The organism is Actinomycetospora sp. NBRC 106378, assembly GCF_030269685.1.
GTDB lineage: Bacteria > Actinomycetota > Actinomycetes > Mycobacteriales > Pseudonocardiaceae > Actinomycetospora.
In genome coordinates this window covers 46,722-70,087 of record NZ_BSTT01000016.1, presented here as the reverse complement: position 1 = coordinate 70,087, position 23,366 = coordinate 46,722, and the positions used below count along the sequence as shown (strand labels likewise).

23 protein-coding genes and 1 pseudogene are annotated in these 23,366 nt (G+C 74.3%); 11 read left to right on the top strand and 13 right to left on the bottom strand.

Going from position 1 to position 23,366, the window contains the following annotated elements:
* Position 1: 1 nt before the first annotated feature.
* From QSK00_RS25885 to QSK00_RS25865, 5 genes are read right to left on the bottom strand one after another with little or no spacing between them, the layout of a single operon-like run.
* A complete protein-coding gene (locus tag QSK00_RS25885) occupies positions 2–715 on the bottom strand; it encodes a flavin reductase family protein (RefSeq protein WP_285595592.1) in 714 nt (237 codons plus the stop codon).
* The gene (locus QSK00_RS25880) at positions 712–1,575 is read right to left on the bottom strand and encodes an MBL fold metallo-hydrolase (protein WP_285595590.1); all 864 of its coding nucleotides are present in this window, start codon (positions 1,573–1,575) and stop codon (positions 712–714) included. The genes QSK00_RS25885 and QSK00_RS25880 overlap by 4 nt, the downstream gene beginning before the upstream one ends.
* A gap of 11 nt (positions 1,576–1,586) precedes the next feature.
* Positions 1,587–2,384: an enoyl-CoA hydratase/isomerase family protein gene (locus tag QSK00_RS25875; protein WP_285595588.1), complete on the bottom strand. Its 798-nt coding sequence runs from the start codon at positions 2,382–2,384 to the stop codon at positions 1,587–1,589.
* Entirely contained in the window at positions 2,381–3,295 is a 915-nt protein-coding gene (locus QSK00_RS25870; RefSeq protein ID WP_285595586.1) for an alpha/beta hydrolase, read from the bottom strand. Before QSK00_RS25870 ends, QSK00_RS25875 begins: the two co-directional genes overlap by 4 nt.
* A complete protein-coding gene (locus QSK00_RS25865) occupies positions 3,292–4,434 on the bottom strand; it encodes an alpha/beta fold hydrolase (protein ID WP_285595585.1) in 1,143 nt (380 codons plus the stop codon). Before QSK00_RS25865 ends, QSK00_RS25870 begins: the two co-directional genes overlap by 4 nt.
* A gap of 189 nt (positions 4,435–4,623) precedes the next feature.
* Between QSK00_RS25865 and QSK00_RS25860 the strand changes: the two genes are divergently transcribed.
* The 4 genes from QSK00_RS25860 to QSK00_RS25845 all read left to right on the top strand — a co-directional run bounded on the left by QSK00_RS25860 (position 4,624) and on the right by QSK00_RS25845 (position 8,401).
* Positions 4,624–5,835: a thiolase family protein gene (locus QSK00_RS25860; RefSeq protein ID WP_285595583.1), complete on the top strand. Its 1,212-nt coding sequence runs from the start codon at positions 4,624–4,626 to the stop codon at positions 5,833–5,835.
* Positions 5,832–6,530 carry an SDR family oxidoreductase gene (locus QSK00_RS25855; protein ID WP_285595581.1) on the top strand — a complete coding sequence of 233 codons (699 nt, stop codon included), beginning with the start codon at positions 5,832–5,834 and terminating at the stop codon, positions 6,528–6,530. The genes QSK00_RS25860 and QSK00_RS25855 overlap by 4 nt, the downstream gene beginning before the upstream one ends.
* Positions 6,531–6,721: 191 nt before the next feature.
* Positions 6,722–8,017 (top strand): DUF222 domain-containing protein, encoded by a 1,296-nt coding sequence (locus QSK00_RS25850; protein WP_285595579.1) that lies wholly within the window; start codon positions 6,722–6,724, stop codon positions 8,015–8,017.
* Positions 8,018–8,158: 141 nt separating this feature from the next.
* Positions 8,159–8,401, top strand: a complete 243-nt coding sequence (locus QSK00_RS25845) for a hypothetical protein (RefSeq protein ID WP_285595577.1) — start codon at positions 8,159–8,161, stop codon at positions 8,399–8,401.
* Between the two features lie 11 nt (positions 8,402–8,412).
* Here QSK00_RS25845 and QSK00_RS25840 read toward each other — a convergent pair whose 3' ends face one another.
* Positions 8,413–9,447 (bottom strand): alpha/beta fold hydrolase, encoded by a 1,035-nt coding sequence (locus QSK00_RS25840; protein ID WP_285595575.1) that lies wholly within the window; start codon positions 9,445–9,447, stop codon positions 8,413–8,415.
* Positions 9,448–9,592: 145 nt separating this feature from the next.
* Between QSK00_RS25840 and QSK00_RS25835 the strand changes: the two genes are divergently transcribed.
* Positions 9,593–11,113 carry a cobyric acid synthase gene (locus QSK00_RS25835; protein WP_285595572.1) on the top strand — a complete coding sequence of 507 codons (1,521 nt, stop codon included), beginning with the start codon at positions 9,593–9,595 and terminating at the stop codon, positions 11,111–11,113.
* Between the two features lie 4 nt (positions 11,114–11,117).
* Here the strand turns inward: QSK00_RS25835 and QSK00_RS25830 are convergent, their stop codons facing one another.
* From QSK00_RS25830 to QSK00_RS25815, 4 genes are all read right to left on the bottom strand, one after another.
* The gene (locus tag QSK00_RS25830; RefSeq protein WP_285595570.1) at positions 11,118–11,594 is read right to left on the bottom strand and encodes an SRPBCC family protein; all 477 of its coding nucleotides are present in this window, start codon (positions 11,592–11,594) and stop codon (positions 11,118–11,120) included.
* Positions 11,595–11,685: 91 nt separating this feature from the next.
* On the bottom strand, positions 11,686–12,558 hold the full coding sequence (locus tag QSK00_RS25825) for a class I SAM-dependent methyltransferase (RefSeq protein WP_285595569.1): 873 nt from the start codon (positions 12,556–12,558) through the stop codon (positions 11,686–11,688).
* Positions 12,555–13,778, bottom strand: a complete 1,224-nt coding sequence (locus QSK00_RS25820) for a saccharopine dehydrogenase family protein (protein ID WP_285595568.1) — start codon at positions 13,776–13,778, stop codon at positions 12,555–12,557. Before QSK00_RS25820 ends, QSK00_RS25825 begins: the two co-directional genes overlap by 4 nt.
* A 26-nt stretch (positions 13,779–13,804) precedes the next feature.
* The gene (locus tag QSK00_RS25815; protein WP_285595567.1) at positions 13,805–14,266 is read right to left on the bottom strand and encodes a nitroreductase/quinone reductase family protein; all 462 of its coding nucleotides are present in this window, start codon (positions 14,264–14,266) and stop codon (positions 13,805–13,807) included.
* 102 nt (positions 14,267–14,368) lie between these two features.
* Between QSK00_RS25815 and QSK00_RS25810 the strand changes: the two genes are divergently transcribed.
* Entirely contained in the window at positions 14,369–15,013 is a 645-nt protein-coding gene (locus QSK00_RS25810) for a TetR/AcrR family transcriptional regulator (protein WP_285595565.1), read from the top strand.
* Here QSK00_RS25810 and QSK00_RS25805 read toward each other — a convergent pair.
* Complete coding sequence (locus tag QSK00_RS25805) at positions 15,010–15,471, bottom strand: MSMEG_3727 family PQQ-associated protein (protein WP_285595563.1); 462 nt, start codon at positions 15,469–15,471, stop codon at positions 15,010–15,012. The genes QSK00_RS25810 and QSK00_RS25805 overlap by 4 nt on opposite strands.
* A gap of 166 nt (positions 15,472–15,637) precedes the next feature.
* Between QSK00_RS25805 and QSK00_RS25800 the strand changes: the two genes are divergently transcribed.
* Complete coding sequence (locus tag QSK00_RS25800; RefSeq protein ID WP_285595561.1) at positions 15,638–16,129, top strand: CinA family protein; 492 nt, start codon at positions 15,638–15,640, stop codon at positions 16,127–16,129.
* Positions 16,130–16,141: 12 nt separating this feature from the next.
* Here the strand turns inward: QSK00_RS25800 and QSK00_RS25795 are convergent, their stop codons facing one another.
* Positions 16,142–16,738 (bottom strand): TetR/AcrR family transcriptional regulator, encoded by a 597-nt coding sequence (locus QSK00_RS25795; RefSeq protein ID WP_285595559.1) that lies wholly within the window; start codon positions 16,736–16,738, stop codon positions 16,142–16,144.
* Positions 16,739–16,797: 59 nt separating this feature from the next.
* Here QSK00_RS25795 and QSK00_RS25790 point away from each other — a divergent pair.
* Positions 16,798–17,493, top strand: a pseudogene (locus tag QSK00_RS25790) (alpha/beta fold hydrolase); the annotation flags it as partial.
* Between the two features lie 46 nt (positions 17,494–17,539).
* Here the strand turns inward: QSK00_RS25790 and QSK00_RS25785 are convergent.
* Entirely contained in the window at positions 17,540–18,922 is a 1,383-nt protein-coding gene (locus QSK00_RS25785) for a mycothione reductase (protein ID WP_285595557.1), read from the bottom strand.
* 365 nt (positions 18,923–19,287) lie between these two features.
* Between QSK00_RS25785 and QSK00_RS25780 the strand changes: the two genes are divergently transcribed.
* From QSK00_RS25780 to QSK00_RS25770, 3 genes are all read left to right on the top strand, one after another.
* On the top strand, positions 19,288–20,151 hold the full coding sequence (locus QSK00_RS25780) for a S1 family peptidase (protein WP_285595555.1): 864 nt from the start codon (positions 19,288–19,290) through the stop codon (positions 20,149–20,151).
* A 179-nt stretch (positions 20,152–20,330) separates the two neighbouring features.
* Complete coding sequence (locus QSK00_RS25775; RefSeq protein ID WP_285595553.1) at positions 20,331–21,239, top strand: shikimate dehydrogenase; 909 nt, start codon at positions 20,331–20,333, stop codon at positions 21,237–21,239.
* Position 21,240: 1 nt separating this feature from the next.
* Positions 21,241–23,064 (top strand): sugar phosphate isomerase/epimerase and 4-hydroxyphenylpyruvate domain-containing protein, encoded by a 1,824-nt coding sequence (locus tag QSK00_RS25770; protein WP_285595552.1) that lies wholly within the window; start codon positions 21,241–21,243, stop codon positions 23,062–23,064.
* Positions 23,065–23,366 lie beyond the last annotated feature (302 nt).

The following is a 23,366-nucleotide window of genomic DNA, read 5'->3' as shown; positions in this document are numbered from 1 at the left end:
GTCAGGTCGCATCGGGCACCGACCCCGACGGCGACCACGCCGCCGTGCCGATGGGGCTGTACCCGTCCTCCTGCTCGTCGAGGCGCCGCATCCGGCCGCCGCGGGCCGCGAGCAGCCCGTCGTCGAGCGGGGTGGTGAAGACGTTCTCCACCAGCGTGTACTCGGCGGCGAGGCGGCCGACCGGCGCGAGGGCGGCGGTGTCGACCCGCCCGCGGTCGAGGTAGAGGTCGTCGCGCACGTGCACGCGCTCGACCACGCCCCAGACGACGTGGTCGTCCAGCTCGCCGACCGGGATGATCCGCTCGAGCCGGCACTCGAAGTGGATGGGGGCCTCGGCGACGCGGGGCGGGGCCACGAGCTGCGACGGTGCCTTCGTCAGCCCCACCGCCTCGAACTCGTCGACCTCGCTCGGGAACTCGTGGGCCGTCCGGTGCATCTGGTGGGCGTGCGGCAGGGAGACCAGGTTGGTGACGAACTCGCCGGTGTCGCGGATGTTGGTGAAGGTGTCCTTGAGCTCGCCGGTCGAGCGCGGCTGCATCGTCAGCGACACCATCGGCGGCTTGCGGCCGACGGCGGTGAAGAACGAGATCGGGGCGAGGTTCGCGATCCCGTCGGGCGAGATCGTGCTGACCCAGCCGATGGCACGCGGGACGATGCTGCCGATGAGGAGCTTGTAGCCGGCCGCGGCGTCCAGCTCGGCCGTGTCGATGATCATGCGGGACTCCCCGCGGGGAGAGCGGCGCGGACCGAGCCCCACAGGGCGCCGGGGTTGACCCGGTCCGGGTGGCGCCCGCGCATCGCGCGATAGAGCGCGAGGGGGTCGGAGGCGGTCGTCAGGAGCTCCTCGAAGTCGTCGAGGTAGGCGCGGGTCGCCTCGATCGCCGCCGGGTCCCCGGTGCTCCCGGGTCGCTGGTGGCCGGCGATGACGGTGCGCGGGGCCAGGTCGCGCACCACGTCGAGCGCGTCCCGCCAGGCCGCGCGGCCGACCGCGGGCGACTCGGCGAGGTAGAGGTGGACGTCGTCGTACACGGCGTCGCCCGCCACGACGAGGTCGAGCGAGGGCACGTGCAGGCAGCTCGTGTCGTCGGTGTCGGTGTGCCCGAGCGGGACCGCCACCAGCTCGTGGCCCTCGAGCTCCAGGGTCCGGCCGGTCATCGGCTCCGGCGCGACGCGGTGGACCGGGATCTGCCCGCCGGGGAACCGCACCTCCCAGAAGGCGGTGACGTCCTCCGGGCTCTGGGCCCGCGCCCGCGCGGCGACCTCGGGCAGCGCGACGACCCGGGCGGCGGGGAACCGCTCGAGCAGCGCGGCCGCCCCGAACCAGTGGTCCCCGTGCGCGTGCGTGACGTAGATCGTGGTCAGCTCGCGGCCCCAGGCGTGGACGCGTTCGACGACGGAGTCCGCCTGCTCGACGGTCAGCGGCGGGTCGACGAGCACCGCCTCGCGCTCGCCGCCGATCAGTGTCGTGGCGATCGGCGACCAGACGCGGACGTCCAGGTCGGGCGGGAGGTCGGTGACGGCGGTGGGGATCGGGGGGCTGACGTGCACGTGGACGTGCAGCGGAGGCGGGGGCATCGGATCTCCTCTCATCGGCCCTCGAACGACATGGCCGGGCGGGGTCGCCCGGCCCGCAGGGCCTCGACGGCGGTGGGGATGGCGGTCCGGGTGTCCGCGGAGTCGAAGAGCGGCAGCGCGACGTCGAGGATCGCCTCGTCGGCCGCGGCGACGCCGCCGACCGCCCAGGTGCGCAGCAGGGCCTTGTGCGCGGCGTGCGCGAGCGTCGGCCCGGCGGCCACGCGGTGCGCGAACGCGGTCGCCTCGTCGAGGAGGTCGGCGTCGTCGACCACCCGGTCCACCACGCCGAACCGCTCCATCTCGACGGCCTCGACCTGCTCCGAGGTCAGCGCCCACCGCATCGCCCGGGAGCGCCCGGCGCGCTCGGCGATGCGGTAGATCCCGCCGAGCAGGGTGACGATGCCGATCGACTGCTCGGGGTGGCCGAACCGCGCGGTCCGGCCCGCGATGATCACGTCGGCCCGCACCGCGAGCTCGAGCCCGCCGCCGAAGCACAGTCCCTGCACGGCCGCGATCGTCGGCACCGGGAGCCGCTCGAAGCGGTTGAAGGTCTGCAGGAAGTGCTCGAAGTGGGAGCGCATGAGGCGGCGGTCCCAGTCGGGCCAGGGCTCGATGTCGCCGCCGAGGCTGAAGTCGGCCCCCTCGGCCCGCAGCACCACCGCGCGGGCGTCGCCGGCGGCGATCTCGTCGAGGGCACGGTCGAGCTCGTCGACCATCGTGGTCCCGATGCGGTTCTGCGGTGGTCGGTGCAGCACCAGGACGGCGACGCCGTCCTGCGTGGTCACCGAGACGTGGGACATCCGGGTCATGACCGTTCCTCCTGCTGCAGGTGCTCGGCGAACCAGGCGCGGGCCGCGCGGCTCGCCGTCGGGAAGTGCTCGCGGTAGGGGGCGAAGTGGCCGCCGGGGACCGTCACGAGCCGCTTGGGTTCCAGTGCACGCCCGTAGGCCGCGAGCGCGGTGTCAGTGAGGGTGACCGTGTCGGCCGTGGCGACGACCAGGAGGAGCGGGACGGGGGAGACGAGCCCGACGTAGGTGCCCGGCTCGTAGGTCGTCGCCGCGAGCGTCGAGCGCACCGTCACCTCGTTCGACCAGACCCCCTCGGGCACGTCCTGGAGGTAGAACGCGACGGCGTCGGGAGCGCGGTAGGACGCCGGGACGGCGGGGTCCGCCGAGACGATCGCGCGCCGGGCGGGCGCCCGACCGGCCGCGCGGTCCCGCTCGTCGTCGAGCAGCCCGGCGCGGAAGGCGGCCACGTCCTCGGGCTTCACTCGACGGCGGGTCTGCTCGATCCCGCTGATCGTGGGGACCTGCGCGACGACGGCGCGCAGCCGGGGGTCGGTCGCGCCGAGGACGAGGGCGTGGCCGCCCGCGTAGCTCGTGCCCCACAGCCCGAGGCGGTCGGCGTCGACGTCGGGGAGCGCCTCGAGGTGGGAGAGGGCGCGGCGCCAGTCGGCGATCTGGACCCAGGGGTCGACGTCCTGACGGGGCACGCCGTCGCTCGCGCCGAAGCCGCGGTGGTCGTGCAGGAGCACGACGTGCCCGTCGTCGGCGAAGGCCTCGGCGAACGGTGCGAGGCCGTGGTGCCGGGTGCCGGCGTACCCGTGGGCCATGCTGATCGCGGAGTGCGGTCCGGGCCGGTCGGGCCGGTAGAGCCAGGCCCGGAGCACGGTGCCGTCGTCGGCGGTGAACGCGGTGTCCTCGCGATGGTGGCCGCTCATGCGTGGTGGAACCGGTCCCGGGCGACGCGGCCCTCGAGGCGACGGCCCAGCTCGTCGGAGAAGTGGAGCAGGCCGTCGAGCGGGCGGTGGTGGATGGCCACGTCGACGGTGCGCCCGGCGTCGTCGGCGAGCAGGCGGGTCACGCCCCCGAGCTCGGTCCCGTCGGGCAGCGTCGCGACCCACTCCAGGTAGGTCCGCGGCCCCTGCCGGGCCTCGTGGGTGAAGCTCAGCGAGGAGTAGAGGCCGCTCGCGGCCGCCATCACCGCGGCGACCTCCTCGCGGCCCTCGACCGGGGCACGCAGCGCGGAGGCGCGGAGCACGACGTCGGCGGCCAGGGTGTCGGTGAAGGCGGCCGCCGTCCGCGCACCGAAGGCGGCGGTCCAGCCCCGGCCGCCCGATCCGTCGGTGCCGGAGACCCGGTCGACCAGGTCGTCGAGCAGGGTCGCCACGGCCTCGGGCCGCTCGAGGTGCGGCCAGTGGCCGGCGTCCGCGACCGTGGCGACGGCGACGTCGGTGAACCGCGGGACGACGCCCTCCTCGACCGTGGCGGCGGTGACGAACGGGTCCTGCTCCCCCCGGACGACGAGGACCGGCACGGCGACGGGCGACGTCACCGCACCCGCCGGGTCGCCCGCGTTCCACGCGTGGACGGCGTCGGCCACCGCCGCCGTCGTGGTGGCCGCGCCGACGGCCGTCAGCCGGTCCAGCTCGGCGGGTGGGAACGCCACGGAGAGCTGCTCCCGCACCGCGCGCTGGGCCTCCCCGTCACCGCCCAGCGCCGCGAACGGCGCCGCGGCGTCGGCGGGCATCCCGGCGCCCGCGAGTGGCACCGGGGTCACGAGGACGAGCCCGACGACCCGGTCCGGACGGCGGGCGGCCACGAGTTCCGCCACCTGCGCGCCCATGCTCTGCCCGACCAGCACCACGGGACCGTCGAGACCGTCGACGAGCTCGGTGACGTCGTCGGCGTGCCGGGCCAGCGTGCACGGACCGTCGGCCCGCGGTCGGCCGCCCATCCCCGCCAGCTCCGCGACGGCGGTGGGCGTTCCGTGGGCGCGCCGGTCGATCACCGGCCGCCACACCGCGCCGTCGTCGAGGAACCCGTGGACGAACACCGTCGTCGGAGCCGCCTGCGCCATCGTCGGACCTCGTTCCCGTCGGTTCAGTCATTTGCAACGTAAGCGAACCGTGTTGACCTCTGTCAAGAGCGGCGCTGCGGCGGTGTGGGCCGGAGCACCTGGCTCGACATTGACCGCGACCCGTCGCGAGCGGAGGATAGCGGACCGAGCGGTCCGGGACCGATCGGTCCGCTACGTGGAGGAGTGACCATGAGAGACGCGGTGATCGTCGAGGCGGTCCGGACGCCGCTGGCGAAGGGCAAGGCCGACGGGGCCTACGCGGGCGTGCATCCGGTCGAGCTGCACGCGCACATCCTGCGGGCGCTGGTCGACCGGGTGGGGCTCGACCCCGCCGAGGTCGACGACGTCATCGGTGGGGTGGTCGGGCAGGTGGGCGAGCAGAGCGGCAACACCACCCGCTTCGCCGCCCTGGCCGCCGGCTTCCCCGAGTCGGTGCCGGGGACCACGGTCGACCGGCAGTGCGGGTCGAGCCAGCAGGCGCTGTCGTTCGCCGCACAGGGGGTGGTGGCGGGCGCCTACGACATCGCGATCGCCTCGGGCGTGGAGTCGATGTCGCGCATCCCGATCGGCAGCCAGACCCGCGTGGACGGCGTGCCGCAGGACGTCGCCGGCCCGTCCGTCGCCGCTCGGTACGCGCCGGGCCTGATCCCGCAGGGTGTGAGCGCCGAGCTGATCGCCCGGCGGTGGGGGTTGTCGCGGACCGAGCTCGACGAGTTCGCCCTGACCAGCCACCAGCGCTCCGCCGCCGCGTGGGCCGACGGGCGCTTCGCCCGCGAGGTCGTGCCGCTGAAGGCCACGCGCCGCGACGGCTCGGTGGGGGAGCTGGACACCGACGAGACGATCCGGCCGGGGACGACGGCCGAGGCGCTCGCCGGACTGCGGACGCCGTTCGCCGACCCCCGCTGGACCGAGCGCTTCGGCGAGATCGATTGGACCGTCACCGCGGGCAACGCGAGCCCGTACAACGACGGCGCCGCCGCGCTGCTGGTGACGACCTCCGAGATCGCGGCCGCCCACGGCTGGACCCCGCGCGCCCGGATCCACACCGCCACGGTGACCGGCGACGACCCGATCCTCATGCTCACCGGCATCATCCCGGCGACGGCGAAGGTGCTCGCCCGGGCCGGGCTCGCCCTCGACGACATCGACGCGTTCGAGGTCAACGAGGCGTTCGCGTCGGTGGTGCTGGCCTGGCTCGCCGAGACCGGCGCCGACCCCCGGCGGGTCAACGTGAACGGTGGCGCGATCTCGATCGGCCACCCGCTGGGCTCGAGCGGGGCGCGCCTCGCGACGACGCTGCTCGGCGTGCTCGAGCAGACCGGCGGGCGCTACGGCCTGCAGACGATGTGCGAGGCCGGCGGCACCGCGAACGCCACGATCGTCGAGCGGATCGGCCGGTGAACGTCTCGGGAGTCAACGCGCTGGTCACCGGCGCCAACCGCGGGCTGGGCGCCGCCTTGGTCGGGGAACTGCTCGCCCGCGGGGCCGGCACGGTGTACGCGGCGGCCCGTGACCCCCGGTCGGTCGTGCACGACGACCCCCGGGTGGTCCCGCTGCAGCTCGACGTCACCGACCTCGCGAGCGTCCGCGCGGCCGCCGCCCGGGCGGACGACGTCGACCTGGTGATCAACAACGCCGGGACCAGCGGGGCGGGGTCCCTGCTGACCGGCGACCCGGAGCACGCCCGCGCCGAGATGGAGACCAACTTCTGGGGCCCGGTCGCGGTGCTCCGGGCGTTCGCCCCGGTACTCGCCCGCCGCGGCGGGGGCACGGTCGTGACCGTCCTGTCCGCGCTGTCCTGGGCCGCGGCACCGTGGGCCGGCTCCTACGCGGCGACGAAGGCCGCGGCGTGGTCGCTCACCAACGGCGTGCGGGTGGAGCTGCGCGAGCAGGGCACGCACGTGGTCGGCGTCTACCTCGGCTTCATGGACACCGACATGGTCGCCCACCTCGACGTCCCGAAGATCGCCGCGAAGGACGTCGCCGCGCAGATCGTGGACGGGATCGTCGCGGGGGCCGACGAGGTCCTCGCCGACGCGCCGAGCCGGGGGCTCAAGCAGGCGCTGGCCGGTGCGCCGGCGGGTCTGGAGGTGTGAGCGGGGCCCCGCGGCGGTCGGTCGGGCGCAGGACGATCCGCTCCGCGGCGGCCGCCTCGACCGCGGCCCGGCCCCTGCTTTCGTGGCAGGAAAGCGTCGTTGCTGTCACTGGACGCCAGGTTCGCCGCATCCTCGCTGGTGGCGGCGCTGGACTGGCCGTGACTGTCGGGGGTCGCTGCTAGCTTGCGAACATGAGTTCGAACGAGGCGGTGGACGCGGTCGGCGAGGAGCTGACCGCGCTGCTCACCCGCCTCAGCGAACTCGCCGAACTCCCCACCGACCCGGCTCCTGGTGACGACGGCGCCGCCCAGATCGACCGGATCGCGGTCCTGGAGCAGGTCCGGTCCGCGGTCGCGGCGGCGCAGCACACCGCGATGGTCGCGTTCGGGCGTGCCCAGGTCGAAGCGCAGCTCGCCCAGATCGCCACCGGCCGGTTGGACCCGGAGAAACTCGGGCGCGGCATCGCCGACCAGATCGCCCTGGCCGCACACGTCTCCCCACACGTCGCCGACCGACGCCTGAACGCCGCGCGGGCGTTGGCCACGGACCTGCCGTGTACCCGGGCGCTGCTCGCCGCCGGGCGGATCAGCGAATGGCTCGCCGAGCAGATCGTCTCGTTGACCTCCCACCTCGACCCCGAGACCCGCCGCCTGGTCGACAAGCAGGCCGCCGAGGCCGGGCTCGACGAACTGGGCCGCAAGGCCGCGGTCGCGGCGGTGAAGAAACTCGCCTACGAGGCCGACCCCATCGGATTCACCGCCCGCGGGCGCACCGCCCGCAAGGACCGCCGGGTCACCCTGCGCCCCGCCCCGGACACCATGGCCGTGCTCTCCGGCCTGCTGCCCGTCGAGCAGGGCGTCGCCTGCATCACGGCGCTACGGCAGTACGCCGACTCGTTGATCGCGACCGGGGACACCGACGACCGCACCCGGGATCAGATCATCGCCGACACCCTCGTCGAACGACTCACCGGACAGGTCTACGCCGAGGACGTCAACGTCGAGGTCGGGATCGTGCTCCCGCTCGACGCGTTGACCGACCCGGACAGCCCGAAGACCGCCGAACTGGTCGGGCACGGGCCGCTGCCGTCCGGGATCGTCTCCGACCTGCTGCGCTACACCGGCGGGCAGCGGTGGTGGCGGCGACTGTTCGCCCACCCCGCCCACGGCGGCCTGGTCGGGGGTGACCCGCAGCGGCGGTTGTTCGACGGGTTCCTCGCGAAGCTGGTCACCTGGCGCGACCACGGCTGGTGCCGCGAACCCTTCTGCGACGCCCCGATCCGCCACCTCGACCACATCACAGGCCGCAAAGCCGGCGGCCCGACCAGTTTCGGGAACGGCCGCGGTGGCTGCGTGCGCCACAACGAGGACAAGGAACTCCCCGGGTGGCACCACGAGGTCCTCCACGACGGCCTCGGCGACCAACCCCACACCGTCCAGACCACCACCCCGACCGGACACACCTACACCAGCCGAGCCGGACCATGAGCCGCGCCGTCCGACGACCGGGGGACAGGTGGGTCCTCCGGAGCACGGTGCCGTCGCCGGACACCACCTCCGGCCCGAGCGGACGACTCTTCTCCTCGACGGGCCGGGAGCCACCCGGCCGAGGACGAGCAGGAGGCGGACATGTTCACCGAGGAGACCCCGCGGGCGTGCGACGAGGACGGGACGTCCGACGCGGACGGCTACATGATCCTGGTGATCGACCCCGTGACCGGGCACGGCGACTGCTTCGGTCCGTACCGAACACGGGCCGACGCGGGGGAGCGCGCCTTCTGGCGCCGGCTCGAGTTCGACGTGGCGGATCTGCCGGACGTGCTGATCGGGGTGGTGCCCTGGCACGCCGAGGGCGACCGACCCACGATCTGATCAGGACCCGCTCACACCTCCCGGGCGAGCATGTCCCGGATGCCCTGGTCGATGAAGGCGGTGTCGTCGGGGTTCAGCCCGCCGCCCGCGAAGTGGCCCCACACCCCGGGGATGACGCGGACCTCGCCGTCGGGGATGTGCTGGGAGGCCCACTGCTCGTCCTCGGGCGGGAAGTAGAGGTCCTTCTCGGCCGGCATCGCGAGCAGGGGACAGCGGATGGAGTTGAGCGCGGCGACGGTGTCGCCGCCGAACCCCGGGGTCTGCCCGACGTCACCGTGGAACCACGTCCAGATCATGGCCAGCAGGTTGTTCGGGTCGCGCTCGTCGAGGAAGAACGCCTCCCAGAAGCCGATGAGGAAGTCCTCGAGGGAGGAGAACCCGAGCTTGCGCCATTCCTCCTGCCAGTAGAACGCCTGCGAGAAGCCCCACCCGGCGTAGACCCGCGCGAACGCCCGCAGGCCCGTCGTCGGCCAGGCGTCCTCGCGGTACCAGCCGCCGGCGAAGGCGGCGTCGGCCCGCAGCGCCGCCGCGATCGAGTCGAGGAACACGCGGTTGTGCGGCGCGGTGCGGCTCGACCCGCAGAACGGCACGGCCCGCTGCACCATCTCGGGGTGGCTCACGGCCCACTGGTAGGTCTGGCCGGCGCCCATCGACCAGCCGGTCACCAGCGGCAGCGTCTCGATGCCGAAGTGCTCGGTGACGAGGCGGTACTGGCACTCGACCTGGTCGTGGAAGGTCACGTGCGGGAAGCGCGCGCGGTCGTAGGGCGGCGGCGTGTTGCTGGGCGAGGAGGACAGCCCGTTGCCGAGCATGTTCGGCACGATGACGAACCACTCGTCGGGGTTCAGGGCCTTGTCGGTGCCGATCAGCCACTCGTTGTCGGTGTGCCGCCCGGAGTACCAGGTGGGATAGACGATCGCGTTGCTCTTGTCGGCGTTCAGCGTGCCGTACGTCTTGTACGCCAGGTGGGCGTCCCGCAGCGTCGCGCCGTGCTGCAGGACCACGTCGCCGAGGCCGAAGACCTCGAAGTCGGTGGGGGCGGGCATCGCGTCTCCTGGGCTCGGGGCGGACGTCGGTCGACGTCGAGGTCGACGATGCCGGGCGGGACGTCGGGCGGGCAACAGGCACGGCGCACGCCGAGGACGACGGGTGGGCGCCCGGCCGGTGATCTCCGCCTCCTACGCTCGGATCGTGCAGGGCGCCCTCCTCGTCGCGGGGACCACCAGCGACGCGGGGAAGAGCGTCCTCGTGACCGGTCTGTGCCGCTGGCTCGCCCGCCAGGGCGTCGACGTGGCGCCGTTCAAGGCGCAGAACATGAGCAACAACTCCGTCGTCACCCTCGACGGCGGCGAGATCGGCCGGGCCCAGGCCCTGCAGGCGGCGGCGTGCGGCCTCGCGCCGAGCGTCGCCTTCAACCCGGTGCTGCTCAAGCCGGGCAGCGACCGGACCAGCCAGGTCGTCGTCCACGGCCGGGTCGACGGCAACGTCAGCGCGCTGTCCTACCGCGAGCGCAAGCCGGCCCTGCTCGAGATCGTGACGGCGGGTCTCGCGCGGCTGCGCGCGGAGCACGACGTCGTGATCTGCGAGGGCGCCGGCTCCCCGGCCGAGATCAACCTGCGCGCCACCGACATCGCGAACATGGGGCTCGCCCGCGCGGGGGACCTACCGACGATCGTCGTCGGGGACATCGACCGCGGCGGCGTGCTCGCCCACCTCTTCGGCACGCTCGCCGTGCTCGAGCCGGCCGACCAGGCCCTGATCAGCGGCTTCGTCGTCAACAAGTTCCGCGGCGACCCCGCCCTGCTGGAACCCGGCCTCGCCCAGCTCGAGCGCCTCACCGGCCGGCCCACGCTGGGCGTGATCCCGTTCGCCCCCGACCTGTGGGTCGACGCGGAGGACTCCCTCGGTCACGACGGCGCCGTCGGCCGCCCCGCCGCCCCGCTGGGTCGGGACTGGTTACGGGTCGCGGTCGTGCGCCTGCCCCGGGTCTCGAACGGCACCGACGTCGACGCCCTCGCCTGCGAGCCCGGGGTCTCGGTCCGCTACGTGACCGCGCCGTCCGAGCTCGTCGGGGCCGACCTCGTCGTCCTGCCGGGCTCGAAGACGACCGTCTCCGACCTGGCCTGGCTGCGCTCGTCGGGCCTCGCGGACGCCGTCCTCGCCCACGCCCGCGCCGGGCGTCCGCTGCTCGGGATCTGTGGCGGCTACCAGATGCTCGCGCGGACGATCGACGACCCGCACGGCGTCGAGGCCGCTCCGGGACGCCACGAGGGCCTCGGGCTCGGCGAGTTCGACGTCGTCTTCGACCCCGACAAGCATCTCGGCAACCCGACGGGTACGGCCCTGGGCGAGGAGGTCGCGGGCTACGAGATCCACCACGGGCGCGAGGTCCGCGGCGATGGTGCAGCGTTGGTGACGACGGCCGACGGAGCCCCGGAAGGGCTCGACGTCGGGACCGTGCTGGGGACGCACTGGCACGGCCTGCTGGAGAACGACGGGTTCCGACGACGGGTGCTGGCGCGGGTCGCCGCGGCGACCGGGCGCGACTTCCGGGTCTCGACGACGACGTCGTTCGCGGCGACGCGGACCGCCCAGCTCGACCTGCTCGCGGACCTCGTGGAGTCCAACCTCGACACGGCAGCCCTCACACGGCTGATCGAGCGGGGTGCGCCGGCCGGGCTGCGGGTGGTGCCCCCGGCCGGCGCGCCCTGAGCGACTACTTCGCGGCGTTCGCGACCTTGTCGATCGTCTCGCTCATCTGGTCCTCGGTGACCATCGGGAAGAAGCCCCGGAACTGCTCGTCCTTCACGCCGGACCAGTCGTAGACCTGCGTGACCTGCGTGCCCGAGCCGGCCGGCTCGAGCTTCCAGGTCCAGGTGTGGCCCTCGGCGCGGACGTCGCCCAGCTTGTCCTTCTGCGCGTCGATCGGGTGCATCGACGGCGCCCAGCCGATCTCGCGGTTCTCCTCGAACGAGGTGACCTCGTTCTTCATCTGGTACGGGCCGAGCGCATCGTTGGTCATGTTCATGACGAACTCGTCGCCCGGCTTCGAGACCTTGTCCGGGCCCGAGTCGAGGCCCTGGAGCATGCCTGCACCGTCGAACTCGGTGTGGCGCTCCGGGCGGGAGAGCAGGTCGAAGATCTGCTCCGGGGTGGCGTCCACGGTCTTGGTGACGGTCTGCTGCTCGCTCACGGTCGTCCTTTCCTCGGGGAAGTCGGGGCGGACCGGGTCGTGCGGCACACGACCGGTCGACACGGGGGAGCGTGCCCCGATCGTGCACGTCTCAATCGCGGGCGTTCGGCCGGACGGCCCAGACCGGACGGGTCGTCCGCACCACGAGGTCGTCCCGGCGGAGGATGCTCCCCGGGCCGTCCGAATCGACGAGCCGGTCCAGTGCCGCGAGGTCCTCGCCGGACAACTCGTCGGCGACGCCGTCGCGGAGGCGGCGCAGTCCCTCGAACGCGTAGCGGTGCACCGCCCCCGACTGCGAGCCGTCGACCGTCGCGGTGACGGTGCGGTGCTGCTCGACGCGGAAGCCGGCCGCCTCGAGCAGCGGCGTGAAGTCCGCGTTCCGGTGGGGCATCTGCGCCATCGCGAGCCGGTCGGCCACGGCGCGGCAGCGCGCCTCGAGGCCCGGGCGGTCCTCCGGGGCGTCGTCGGGCAGGAACCGCGGGAACCCGTCGATCTCGACGACGACGAGCAGGCCGTCGGGGGCCAGGGCCTCCCGCACCCGGCGCAGGACGCGGTCCGGGTCGGCGACGTGGTGCAGCGACGCGGACGCCCACACCAGGTCCGGCGTCCCGAGGGGGAGGGCCTCGGCGTCGAGGTCCGCGGGGACGACGTCCACCTGCCCGGCCCACCCGGCGCCGTCGGCCTTCTCCTGCAGCCGCCGCAGGTGGGCGGCGGAGGAGTCGAGGGCGGTCACGTGCGCGTCCGGGAAGCGCTCGAGCAGGGCGAACGTGCCGACCCCCGTCCCGGCGCCGAGGTCGACGATGCGGCCGGGGGCGTCCGCGACGGGGAGCCCGGACACGATGTCGGCGAGGAGGTCGGCGAACACCACGGCGTCGAGGTCGAGCACCTCGGCCATGTCCGCGCCGCCCCCGTCGTGCCCGTGGCCGTGGCCGTGCCCGTGTCCGTGGCCGTGGGTCTCGCTCATGCGCGGGCGGCCTCGTAGACGTGCCCGGCGGTGCGCAGCCGCTCGACCAGGGCGGGCCCCATGGCGGTGGCGGGTGTGAGCGAACCGGCGCGCGAGGGCAGCCGGTCGCCGTCGAGGGCGAGGCAGAGCACCGACTCGCCGAGCATCACCGCGGTGGCCGCGTAGCCGGGGTCGCCGGACCCGGAGACGCGTCCGGTGTAGTGCGCGCCCGTCGTGGTGACGGCGTCGAGGTCGTGGCGGAAGAAGCCCTTGCGGCGCGTCTCCTCCGACGGGCCCTCGCCCGGCTTCGGGAGGACGCGGTCGAGGAGCTGGCGCGCACCCGGCGTCGCGAATCCGGCGAGCATCGCCCCGAGACCCGCCGTCACGGCACCCGCGGTCACGGCGCCGACCGGACCGGCGCCCGTGGCCATGACCTCGCCGTAGCGCAGGCCCTTGCCGTAGGAGTAGCCGGCGATCGCGTTGGAGCGCCGCACGATGCGCGTGTTGTAGGAGGCCATGACGAACGGCGCCGCCCACTTCCCGTCCGGGAGCCGGTGGGGCGCGGGGCTGTCACTGGGCTGGCGGGTGTCGGGCTCGCCCCCACGGTCGGGGGAGAGGCCGTACGGGTCGCGCAGCAGCTTCACCGTCGCGCGGTCGGACTTGACGGTGTCGGCGAGACCGCGCATCGAGTCGATCGTGCCGCCGGAGACCCCGCCCCGGACGCGGGCGACCGTCGTGACGTCGGTCAGCTCTCCCTCGCCGTCGGCCTGGACCTGCGCGTGCAGGAGGAGGACCCCGAGGTCGGAGGGGATCGAGTCGTAGCCGCAGGAGTGCACGATGCGGGCGCCGGTCCGCTGCGCCACCGCGTCCGTCGCGTCGATCGCCTCCCGCGCGAACGTGACCTCGCCGGTGAGGTCGGCGTAGTGGGTGCCCGCCGCCGCGGCCGCCTCGACCAGCGGCAGCCCGAACTTGGCGTAGGGGCCGACGGTCGACGCGATCGCGGTCGTCGAGGACACCATCGCGTCGAGGGCCGCGCGGTCGGTCGAGTCGGCGACGATCAGCGGCCAGTCGCTCCCCGGTGCGGGCAGCCCGGCGCGGACCGACTCGAGTTTCGCCCGGGACCGACCGGCCAGCGCGATCCGTGCCCCGGTCGGGGCGTGCCGGGCCAGGTAGTCGGCGGTGAGGGCCCCGACGAAGCTGGTGGCGCCGTAGAGGACGACGTCGTGCTCGCGCTCGCTCATCCGGCGCACGGTATCGGCGGGCCCGATCAGGCGCCGGTCGGCCGGTCCAGGATCACGAAGACGGGATGGCGCGGGGCGATCGCGGCCAGCTCGGCGTCGGAGGAGTCGGCCGACACGCCGTCGAAGAACGCCCCCACCTCCCACGCCCAGACCTTCAGGTAGGCCCGCAGCACCGGCACGGTCTCGGCGGGGTCGGTGAGTTCCCGGACGACGATCCGCTCGGTCCGGCGCCCGACGGTCAGCTCGGCCTCGCCGGCGACGCGGATGTTGCGCACCCACTGCGTCTGCCCGCGGGCGGCGACCAGGTAGCGCGCGCCGTCGAGGGGGAGCGGGTTGACCGGGGTCGTCCGCACCTCGCCGCTCGTGCGGCCGCGGACCCCGAGCACGGCCGACCCGGCGAGGGAGAGGCCGCGGCGGGTGAAGAAGCTGACCAACGGGTTCATGACGCGACGGGTGATGACGCCGGGCTGCTGGTAGTGGGTGGTCATGGCCGGTCTCCTCGGTGTGAGCAGTGCTCTCTGTTTGTGAGAGCAATGCTCTCTCTGGACCGGCGCGCTGTCAAGAGCAGTGCTCTCTGACATGCTCTGCGCATGCCCACCCGCCGCGAGCAGGCCCGCGCCGAGACGACCGAGAAGATCCTCGCGGCGGCCCGCGCCCAGCTCGCGGAGGTCGGCGCGGCGGCCCTCTCGCTGCGGGCGGTGACCCGGGAGGTCGGCCTGGTCTCCTCGGCGGTCTACCGCTACTTCCCGAGCCGGGACGAGCTGCTGACCGCGCTGATCATCGAGGCCTACGACGCGGTCGGGGCAGCGGCCGAGGAGGCCGACAGCGGGGACACGGCCCTCGCGCGGTGGGTGTCGGTGTGGCGGGCCGTCCGCCGGTGGGCGCAGGAGAACCCGGCGCCGTACGCCCTGATCTACGGCTCGCCGGTCCCCGGGTACGCGGCGCCGGCGGACACGCTGCCCGCCGCCGGACGGGTGGCGACGGTGCTCGCGCGGATCGCGATCGAGGCCGGGGGTCCGGTGGCCGAGCCGCCACCCGCCGTCCGGAACGCCCTGGCGCCCGACCTGCTGCCCGGGCTCACGGCCGACCTCGCCCCGGCCGCCATCGCGGCCTTCACCCAGCTCTTCGGCACCGTCGGGTTCGAGCTGTTCGGGCAGTACGAGAACGTCGTGGCGGACCGCGACGTCTTCTTCGACCACGTCGCCCGGACGGCCGGAGCCGCCTGCGGACTCTAGGGGCGTGGCTGCGGGGGTCGGTCGAGCTTCGCCGACTCCGGCACCTCGCCGCCCATCACGAGGGCGCCGGTGAGGCCGCGGCCCTCGTCGTTACCCGTGGTCGAGCCGTAGTAGTACGCGCCGGGTCCGTCGAGGTCGAGGCGGGCCACGCCCTTCGAGTGGTTGACCAGCCAGATCAGCTTCGGGTCGCCGTTGTTCGGCAGCAGCGCGCAGTGGGTGTTCCGGTCGTCGTTGACGAGCGTCAGCTCGACCGTGCCCCCGTGCGGGAACACGAGGATGGCCGGTTCCCAGACGAGCTCGTCCTCGGGGATGCGCACGGTGGCGCGCATGACGCCGTCGTCGCCCTCCTCGGCGTAGCCGATCTTCCCGGTGCCGAGCATGCGGCCGAGCGTGGCCCGGTTCTGCCCGTCCAGTCCCGCTGCGGTCAGGGTGGCGTCGCGGTCCTCGGTCGTGGTCATGGTGGGCTCCTCACGTCGCGTGCCCCGGATGATCCAGGTCACACCGGGCCGATATCAAACTGCCCGCGAGCGCCTCGGGCACAACCCACCGCCTCCCCGTTTCGACGTCGGGTCGCTCCGGTCATCCGCCGCGTCGTCAGCATGGACGTCGGAGTGGAGGTCGTCGGTGGATCAGCCCGTGGACGCGGAGCCCGAGCAGCTCGCGCAGGAGATCTCGGAGGGCGCCGATCGCGACGGTCGCCGGATCGCGGTGGTGGAGTCCCTCACCGGAGGACTCGTCTCGAGTGACCTCGCCGCCGCGCCCGGGTCGAGCGAGTGGTTCCGGGGCGGCGTCGTCGCCTACGACCGGACGACGAAGCACGGTGTGCTCGGGGTTCCCGACGGACCCGTCGTGGCCGAGCCCGCCGTCCGGGCCATGGCCGAGAAGGCCGCCGACCTCTTCGGCGCGGACGTCGTGGTGGCGGTGAGCGGTGCGGGCGGGCCCGACCCGCAGGACGACCAGCCGCCCGGCACCGTCTGGTTCGCCCTGTGGGACCACGGCCGGACCGACGCGTGGGTCAAGCAGTTCCCGGGCGACCCGCCGGACGTGCTCAAGGCGACCCGGATCGAGGCGCTGCACGCGCTGCGCGAGCACACGGCGGCCGCGCACTCCGGGTAGGCCTCCCGCCGACTACGGCGCCGCCAGCGCGACCCGCCAGTGGTCGCGCAGCGCCCGGCCGACGGCCGCCGGGTCCATCGAGTCGGGCGCCACGAGGTACTGCAGCGCGAGGCCGCGCAGTTCCGCGACGACGATGGCCGCGACGACCGCGGGATCGACGTCGTCGCGGACCTGCCCGGCGTCCCGACCGGCGTCGAGGTCCGCGACGATGTCGGCGCGGAAGAGCGCGTCGCGCTCCCGGAAGACCGGCCCGAGATCGGGCGAGGCCACCGACTCGGCCCACAGCACGAGGAACGCGCGGTTGAGCGACCCGATCCCGGAGACGGCGCCGAGGTAGCGCTCCACCAGGGCGAGCACCCGGTCGAGCCCGGGCTCGATCTCGCCCAGCCCGGGCACGAAGCCGGCCTGGCTCGCCGTCACCAACGCCTCGACGAGGGCCTGCTTCGACCCGAAGTGGTGCGTGACGATGCCGCGGCTGTAGCCCGCGCGCCGCCCGACCTCGGCGAGCGTCACCGAGGCCAGGCCGGACTCGACGACGAGGTCGGCGGTCGCGGTCAGCAGCGCGCGCTCGGTGGTCTCCCGTCGCTCCTGCTGGGTTCGTCGTTCCACCGGCGGAGCATATCGTGCTAACTTGCGTGTCGGCGAACAAGTAAGTGAGGCGGGACCAGATGACGACGGTGTTCGTGCACGGCAACCCGATGACGGCGGCGGTCTGGGAGGGACTGCTCGCCGAGCTCGGCCGGACCGACGTCCGGCTCCTGTCCCCGCCCGGGTTCGGCGCGCCCCTGCCCGGCGGGTTCGACGTCTCCCCGGACGGCTACCGCGACTGGCTCGTCGGCGAGCTCGAGCGGCTCGACGGCCCGGTCGACCTGGTGGGGCACGACTGGGGCGGCGCACACGTCGTGGGCGTGGCGATGGAACGCCCCGACCTGCTGCGTAGCTGGGTCAGCGACGCCGTCGGAATGTTCCATCCCGACTACGCCTGGCACGAGCTCGCGACGACGTGGCAGACGCCCGGTGCCGGGGAACGGCAGGTGGCGGGCCTCGCGGACCGGCCCGCGTGGACGGCCCGGCTGACCGCGCGGGGCATGCCGCTCGCGGTCGCCGAGCGGATCGTCGACGGCTACGACCCGTCGCTCGCGCACGCGATCCTCGCGCTCTACCGCGCCGCCGCCCAACCGACGATGGCGCGGGCCGGCCGGCGGCTGGAGCGGGCCGCCGCGCGGCCGGGCCTGGCCGTCCTGGCCACCGGGGACCCCGTCGCCGGGACCCTCGCCCTACGCCGGGAGGCCGCGGCCCGCGCGGGGGCGCAGGTCGCGGTCCTCGAAGGGGTCGGGCACTGGTGGCCCGCCCGTTACCCGCAGCGGACCGCGCAGCTGCTCCGGCGGTTCTGGCGCTCGCTGGACGGCGTCACGTCGACAGCGGGAGCCCCAGCAGTGCGTTCTCGATCAGTTCGGGCAGTGCCGGGTGGATCCAGTACTGCCCGGTGGCGACCTCCTGTGCGGTCTGCCCGAACACCATGGCCTGGACGAGCACCTGGATCAGCGAGGACGCCTGTGGCCCCATGAAGTGCGCTCCGAGCAGCTCGCCGGACGGCGACGCCAGGACCTTCGCGAAGCCGGTGGAGTCCTCCATGGCCCAGCCGAAGGCGACGTCCCCGTAGGCCTGCACCTTCGACACGTACGCCGTGCCGGCGTCGCGCAGGTCCTGCTCGCGGGCGCCGACGCTCGCGACCTGGGGGTCGGTGAACACCGCGGACGGCACGAACCGGTGGCTCGTGGCGCGGAGCGCGTCGGGGTGCAGCAGGTTGTGCTGGACGACCTTCGCCTCGTGGTTCGCCACGTGCTTGAGCTGGAAGGGCGAGCTCACGTCCCCGAGGGCGTAGATGCCCTCGACCGGCGTGCGCTGGTACTCGTCGACCTCGACCCGGCCGTCAGTGGTCAGCTGCAGGCCGGTCTTCTCGACGTCGAGCCGGTCGCCGTTGGGTCGCCGTCCCGTGGCGACGAGGAGGGCGTCCCCCTCGATCTCGCCGCCGTCGGGGCAGGTGAGCACGACGGTGCCGTCGGCACGCTGCTCGGCGGCGGTCGGCTCGGCGTCGAGGTACACGTTCCAGCGGTCCTGCGCGAGACGGGTGAACCGCTCGGAGACCAGCTCGTCCTGCTCGCGCAGCAGCGCCGGGCCGCGGGTGACGATCGTGACCTCGGTGCCGAGGGCCGAGAACACGTGCGCGAACTCGCAGGCGATGTAGCCGCCGCCGACGATCGTCAGGCGGCGGGGGAGGTCGGGGAGGCGCATGACGTCGTCGGAGGTGTGGAACGGCACCCCGGACTCCGCGATGGCCGGCGGCACGGTGGGGCGCGAACCGGCCGCGATGACGATGCGGTCGGCGGTCACGGTCTCCCCGTCGCCTCCCGCGGTCGGCGTGATCGACAGCTCCCGCTCGCCGGTGAACACGGCGTGCCCCTGGTAGACGGTGACGTTCGAGCACTCCTGGTCGCGGTAGCGCAGCCCGCCGGCGGAGATCGGGTCGATCCGGCCGAAGACGCGGTGCACGATGTCGGCCCAGCGGACCTTGTCGATGCTCGCGTCGACGCCGTACGTGCTCGCCCGTCGGATCGTCTCGGCGACGTCGGAGGCGTAGACGTACATCTTGGTCGGGATGCAGCCGACGTTGAGGCAGGTCCCGCCGAACACGCCGTGCTCGACGATCGCCACGTCGAGGTCGTCGAAGCGGGAGTCGAGGATCGAGTTGCCCGATCCCGAGCCGATGATCACGAGGTCGTGGTGGGGCACGCGTCCCATCGTATTGACCACCGTCGTCCGTGGCTCGTCCGTCGGGCGGTGCACTCCGTCTCCCCGCCGCGGCGACGCTCCGTGATTGGGTCTGTCGCGGGCGGTGAGCGGTTCTCGGCGACCGTTCATCGCGCGCTGCTCACTCGCCGGTGTCGTTTACCGCCTGAAATCGACCGTTCGTCGTCGCTCAGCGGGGCGAACTCCCGCTCTCCGACTTGTTCGGCCGGGTCGATCTCTGGTCAGGTCTGCTCCGACGGACGGTGAGCGGTACGCCGGACGGTCCCCGCGAGGGGGCGGCGGAACAGCGGTACGTGAGCGGAGGCGGCGGGATGCGGGAGCGAACGCGCGGGCGGCACCGTGCCGAGGTGACCCGGGCACCGCGTGGACCGGTGGTGCGGCGGGCGGTGCTGTTCGGCTCGACCCTGGTCGTGGTGCTCGCGGTCGTGGCGGTCGGGCTGGTCGGCTTCGGGGGACGGAGCTCGGCGGTGACCACGGGTGGTACCGGCGACGACCCGGGGGGCACCGGCGGGGACGGGGTGGCGCAGGCGCGCATCGTGGGCGGCGAGCGCACCAGCACCGCCGACGAGCCGTGGGTCGTGTTCCTCACCGACGCCTCGGGCTTCCAGTTCTGCGGCGGCACCCTCGTCGCGCCGACGAAGGTGGTCACGGCCGCGCACTGCACGGCCTCGGCGCCGGACCGGAAGATCTTCGCGGTCGTCGGGCGGGACGACAAGGACTCGCGGACCGGCCGCTCGGTCGCCGTGTCGAAGGTCTGGGTGAGCCCGACCTTCCAGTCGGTCGGCAGCGGGCTCGACGTGTCGGTGCTGACGCTCGCCGAGTCCGTCTCCTCCCCGACCCTCCCGCTGGCCACCGCCTCCGACTCCGCCCTGTACGGCGCGGGCACCGCCGCCCGCATCTACGGGTGGGGCGCCACCTCCGAGAACGGCTCGGCCTCGCGCTACCTGCTCGGGGCGACCGTCCCGATCCGCGCGGACTCCTACTGCAAGTCCTCGGCCTCGTCCTACGACCCGAAGCTCCTCACCTGCGCGGGCTTCGACTCCGGCGGCGTCGACACCTGCCAGGGCGACTCCGGTGGCCCGCTGGTCGCGGGCGGGAAGCTCATCGGCATCACCAGCTTCGGCGACGGGTGCGCCCGCGCCGGCAAGCCCGGCTACTACACCCGGGTCGGCGAGAACACGGCGATCATCGAGCGGCAGATCGCGGCGTAGGGCACGACAGGACGTCCCGGGTCGGAGGGCAGACCGGTACGGGGGGACCGAGGGGCGGATCGGCGGGCAGGCCGGTCCGCCCTTCGTCGTGTCTCCCCGACGTTGGGTCCTCCCGCGCTTGCACGGGGTCGATCTCCCGCCTAGCCTGAACTCACCAGTTAGTACACACGGAGGTTCCGGTGACCCTGACCCTGCCCGACCTCGATGCCGTCGCCCGCGACCGGGACGAGGGGCCGGGCCACCTCGTCGGGCTCGTCGGCACCGGGATCGGCCCGTCGCTCACACCCGCGCTGCACGAGCACGAGGGCGACGCGCAGGGGATGCGATACCTCTACCGCCGGCTCGACCTCGACGTGCTCGGCCTCGGCGCCCACGACGTCGGCCGCGTCCTCGACGCCGCCCGCCTCACCGGCTTCTCCGGGCTCAACGTCACCCACCCGGCCAAGCAGACCGTGCTCGCCCACCTCGACCGGATCGACCCCGACGCCGCCGCGCTCGGCGCGGTGAACACGGTCGTCCTCGGGCCCGAGGGCGCCGTCGGCCACAACACCGACCGCTCCGGGTTCGCCCGCTCCTTCCGCCGCGGCCTCCCGGGGGTCGCCGTCGACCGGGTGCTGCTGCTCGGTGCCGGCGGAGCCGGTGCGGCCGTCGCGCACGCCCTGGGCGACGTCGGGGTCGGCGAGCTCCTCGTCGCCGACGCCGACCGGTCCCGGGCCGACGCCCTCGCCGCCGCGGTGCGCGACACCGGACGGGTGCGCACCGCCGTCGTCGGGACGGCCGACGTCGAGGCAGTGCTGCGCGGCGTGGACGGCCTCGTCCACGCCACCCCCACCGGCATGGCCGCCCACCCGGGCACCCCCGTCGCGCCCGACGCGCTGCACCCCGGGCTGTGGGTGGCCGACGTCGTCTACCGCCCGCTGGCGACGGCACTGGTCACGGCGGCGCGCGCCCGCGGGGCCCGGGTCCTCGACGGCGGGGGCATGGCGGTCTTCCAGGCCGTCGACGCGTTCCGGCACTTCACCGGCGTCGAGCCCGACGCCGGGCGGATGCTGGGCCACTTCGCCGCGCTCGTCGCCGCGGGGGCGTGAGGTGGGCGGGCGTCGGCTCGGCATCGCGACCGCGTGCCTGTCGGGCCTGCTCGAGGACAAGCTGGCCGCCGCGGCCGCCGCCGGGTTCGACGGCGTCGAGATCTTCGTCCCAGACCTCCTCGGCTCGCCCGAATCGCCCGCCGACATCGCCCGGCGCTGCGCCGACCTCGGCCTCGCCGTCGACCTCTACCAGCCGATCCGGGACGTCGAGGCGCTGCCGCGGGACGCGTTCGCCGCGTCGCTGCGCCGGGTCGAGCACGCCTTCGACGTCATGGAGCAGCTCGGCACCACGACTGCGCTGATCTGCTCCTCGGTCGACCCCCGCGCGATCGACGACGACGACCTCGCCGCCGCCCAGCTCGCCGAGGTCGCGGACCGGGCCGCCGACCGCGGGCTGCGGATCGCCTACGAGGCGCTCGCCTGGGGGCGGCACGTGAACACGTGGGACCACTCGTGGCGGATCGTGGCGCGGGCCGACCATCCCGCGCTGGGCCTGTGCGTCGACTCCTTCCACCTCTACGCGCGCGGCGGCGATCCGGCCGGGCTGCGTGACGTGCCCGCCGGGAAGCTGTTCTTCCTCCAGCTCGCCGACGCCCCGCGCCTCGACATGGCTGTGCTCCCGTGGAGCCGCCACCACCGGCTCTTCCCCGGACAGGGCGACTTCGACCTCACCGCCCTCGTCGGCCACCTCGACGCCGCCGGCTACGACGGCCCCTGGTCGCTCGAGGTGTTCAACGACGTCTTCCGCCAGGCCGACCCCGGCCCGGCCGCCGTCGACGCCCGGCGCTCGCTGCTGGGCCTCGAGGAGTCCCTGGCCGGCGCAGCCGTACCCGCGGTCGGCGGGACCGCGTTCGTCGAGCTCGCGGTCGACCCCGCGACCTCCGCCGAGGTCACCGACGCCCTCGCCGCCCTCGGCTTCGCGCGCACCGGCGCGCACCGCACCAAGCCGGTGGGCCTGTGGGAGGCCGGCGGTGCCCGCGTGGTCGTCCGGGAGGAGGTGCCCCTTCCCGACGCCGGGTCGGTGCCGGCCGCCGTCGCCGCGCTCGCGGTGCGCACCCCCGACCCCGAGGCGCTGGCCCGCCGTGGGGTGGAGCTGCTCGCCCCGCGGGTGCCCCTGCCCCACGCCGGCGACGAGGCGGAACTGCGCGCGGTCGCGGCCCCCGACGGCACGCTGCTGTTCTGTTGCCCCGAGCGCCCGAGCCCGGGCGGCGACGACTTCTGGCCGGGGGACTTCGTGAGCACCGGTGTCCGTCCGGGCGTCGGCGCGACCGGGATCGACCACGTCGCGCTGAGCCCGCCGTTCGACCTCGTCGCCGAGGCGGAGCTGTTCCTGCGCACCGTCGTCGGCCTGGCTCCGGTGGGGGAGCCGACCGACATCGTCGCGCCCTTCGGTCTGGTCCGGGGGCGCCTGTTCGCGTCCGCGGGGGCGGAGCCCGTGCGGGTGGTGCTGTCGTCGTCGCTGGTCCGCCGAGGCGGGTGGGCGCCCGGGGTCCCGGCGCCGCAGAGCGTGGCGTTCGCGGTCCCCGACGTGCTCACCGTCGCGCGGGCCGCGCTCGACGCCGGGCTGCCGCTGCTCGACGTCGGGCCGAACTACTACGCCGACCTCGCCGCCCGGGGTGTGGCCGACGTCGACGTGCTGGCCGCGCACCGCGTCCTCCTCGACGTCGACGCCTCCGGCGGGCAGTACCGCCACGTGGTGACGCCCGTGCTCGGCGGGCGGGTGTTCCTGGAGGCCGTGGAGCGGAGCGGGGGGTACGCCGGGTTCGGTGCCGCAGACGCCCCGGTGCGGATGGCGGCCCACCGGCGGTCGCGGGCCTCCGTCTGAGCGAGGGGCCCCTTCGGTCGGATAGGTGGGCCGTGGGCGTCCTTCGCCAACGCCTGCGCGGCCCGGTCCAGGCGCCCCCGTTCTGAGCGAAGGGCCCCTTCGGTCGGATAGGTGGGCCGTGGGCGCCCTTCGCCAGGAGCAGCGGGCTCGCCCGAGATGTACGTGGCGCAGATCTGCGGGCGGTTCGGCATGTCTGGCGTGCACCTCGTCGGAGCGGTGCCTGCACCCGCCGTCGGGACCGAGATCCCCACGAGCGGAGCGAAGTGCTCGCTGAGCGATCACCTCGCGCGGCGCGACAGGAT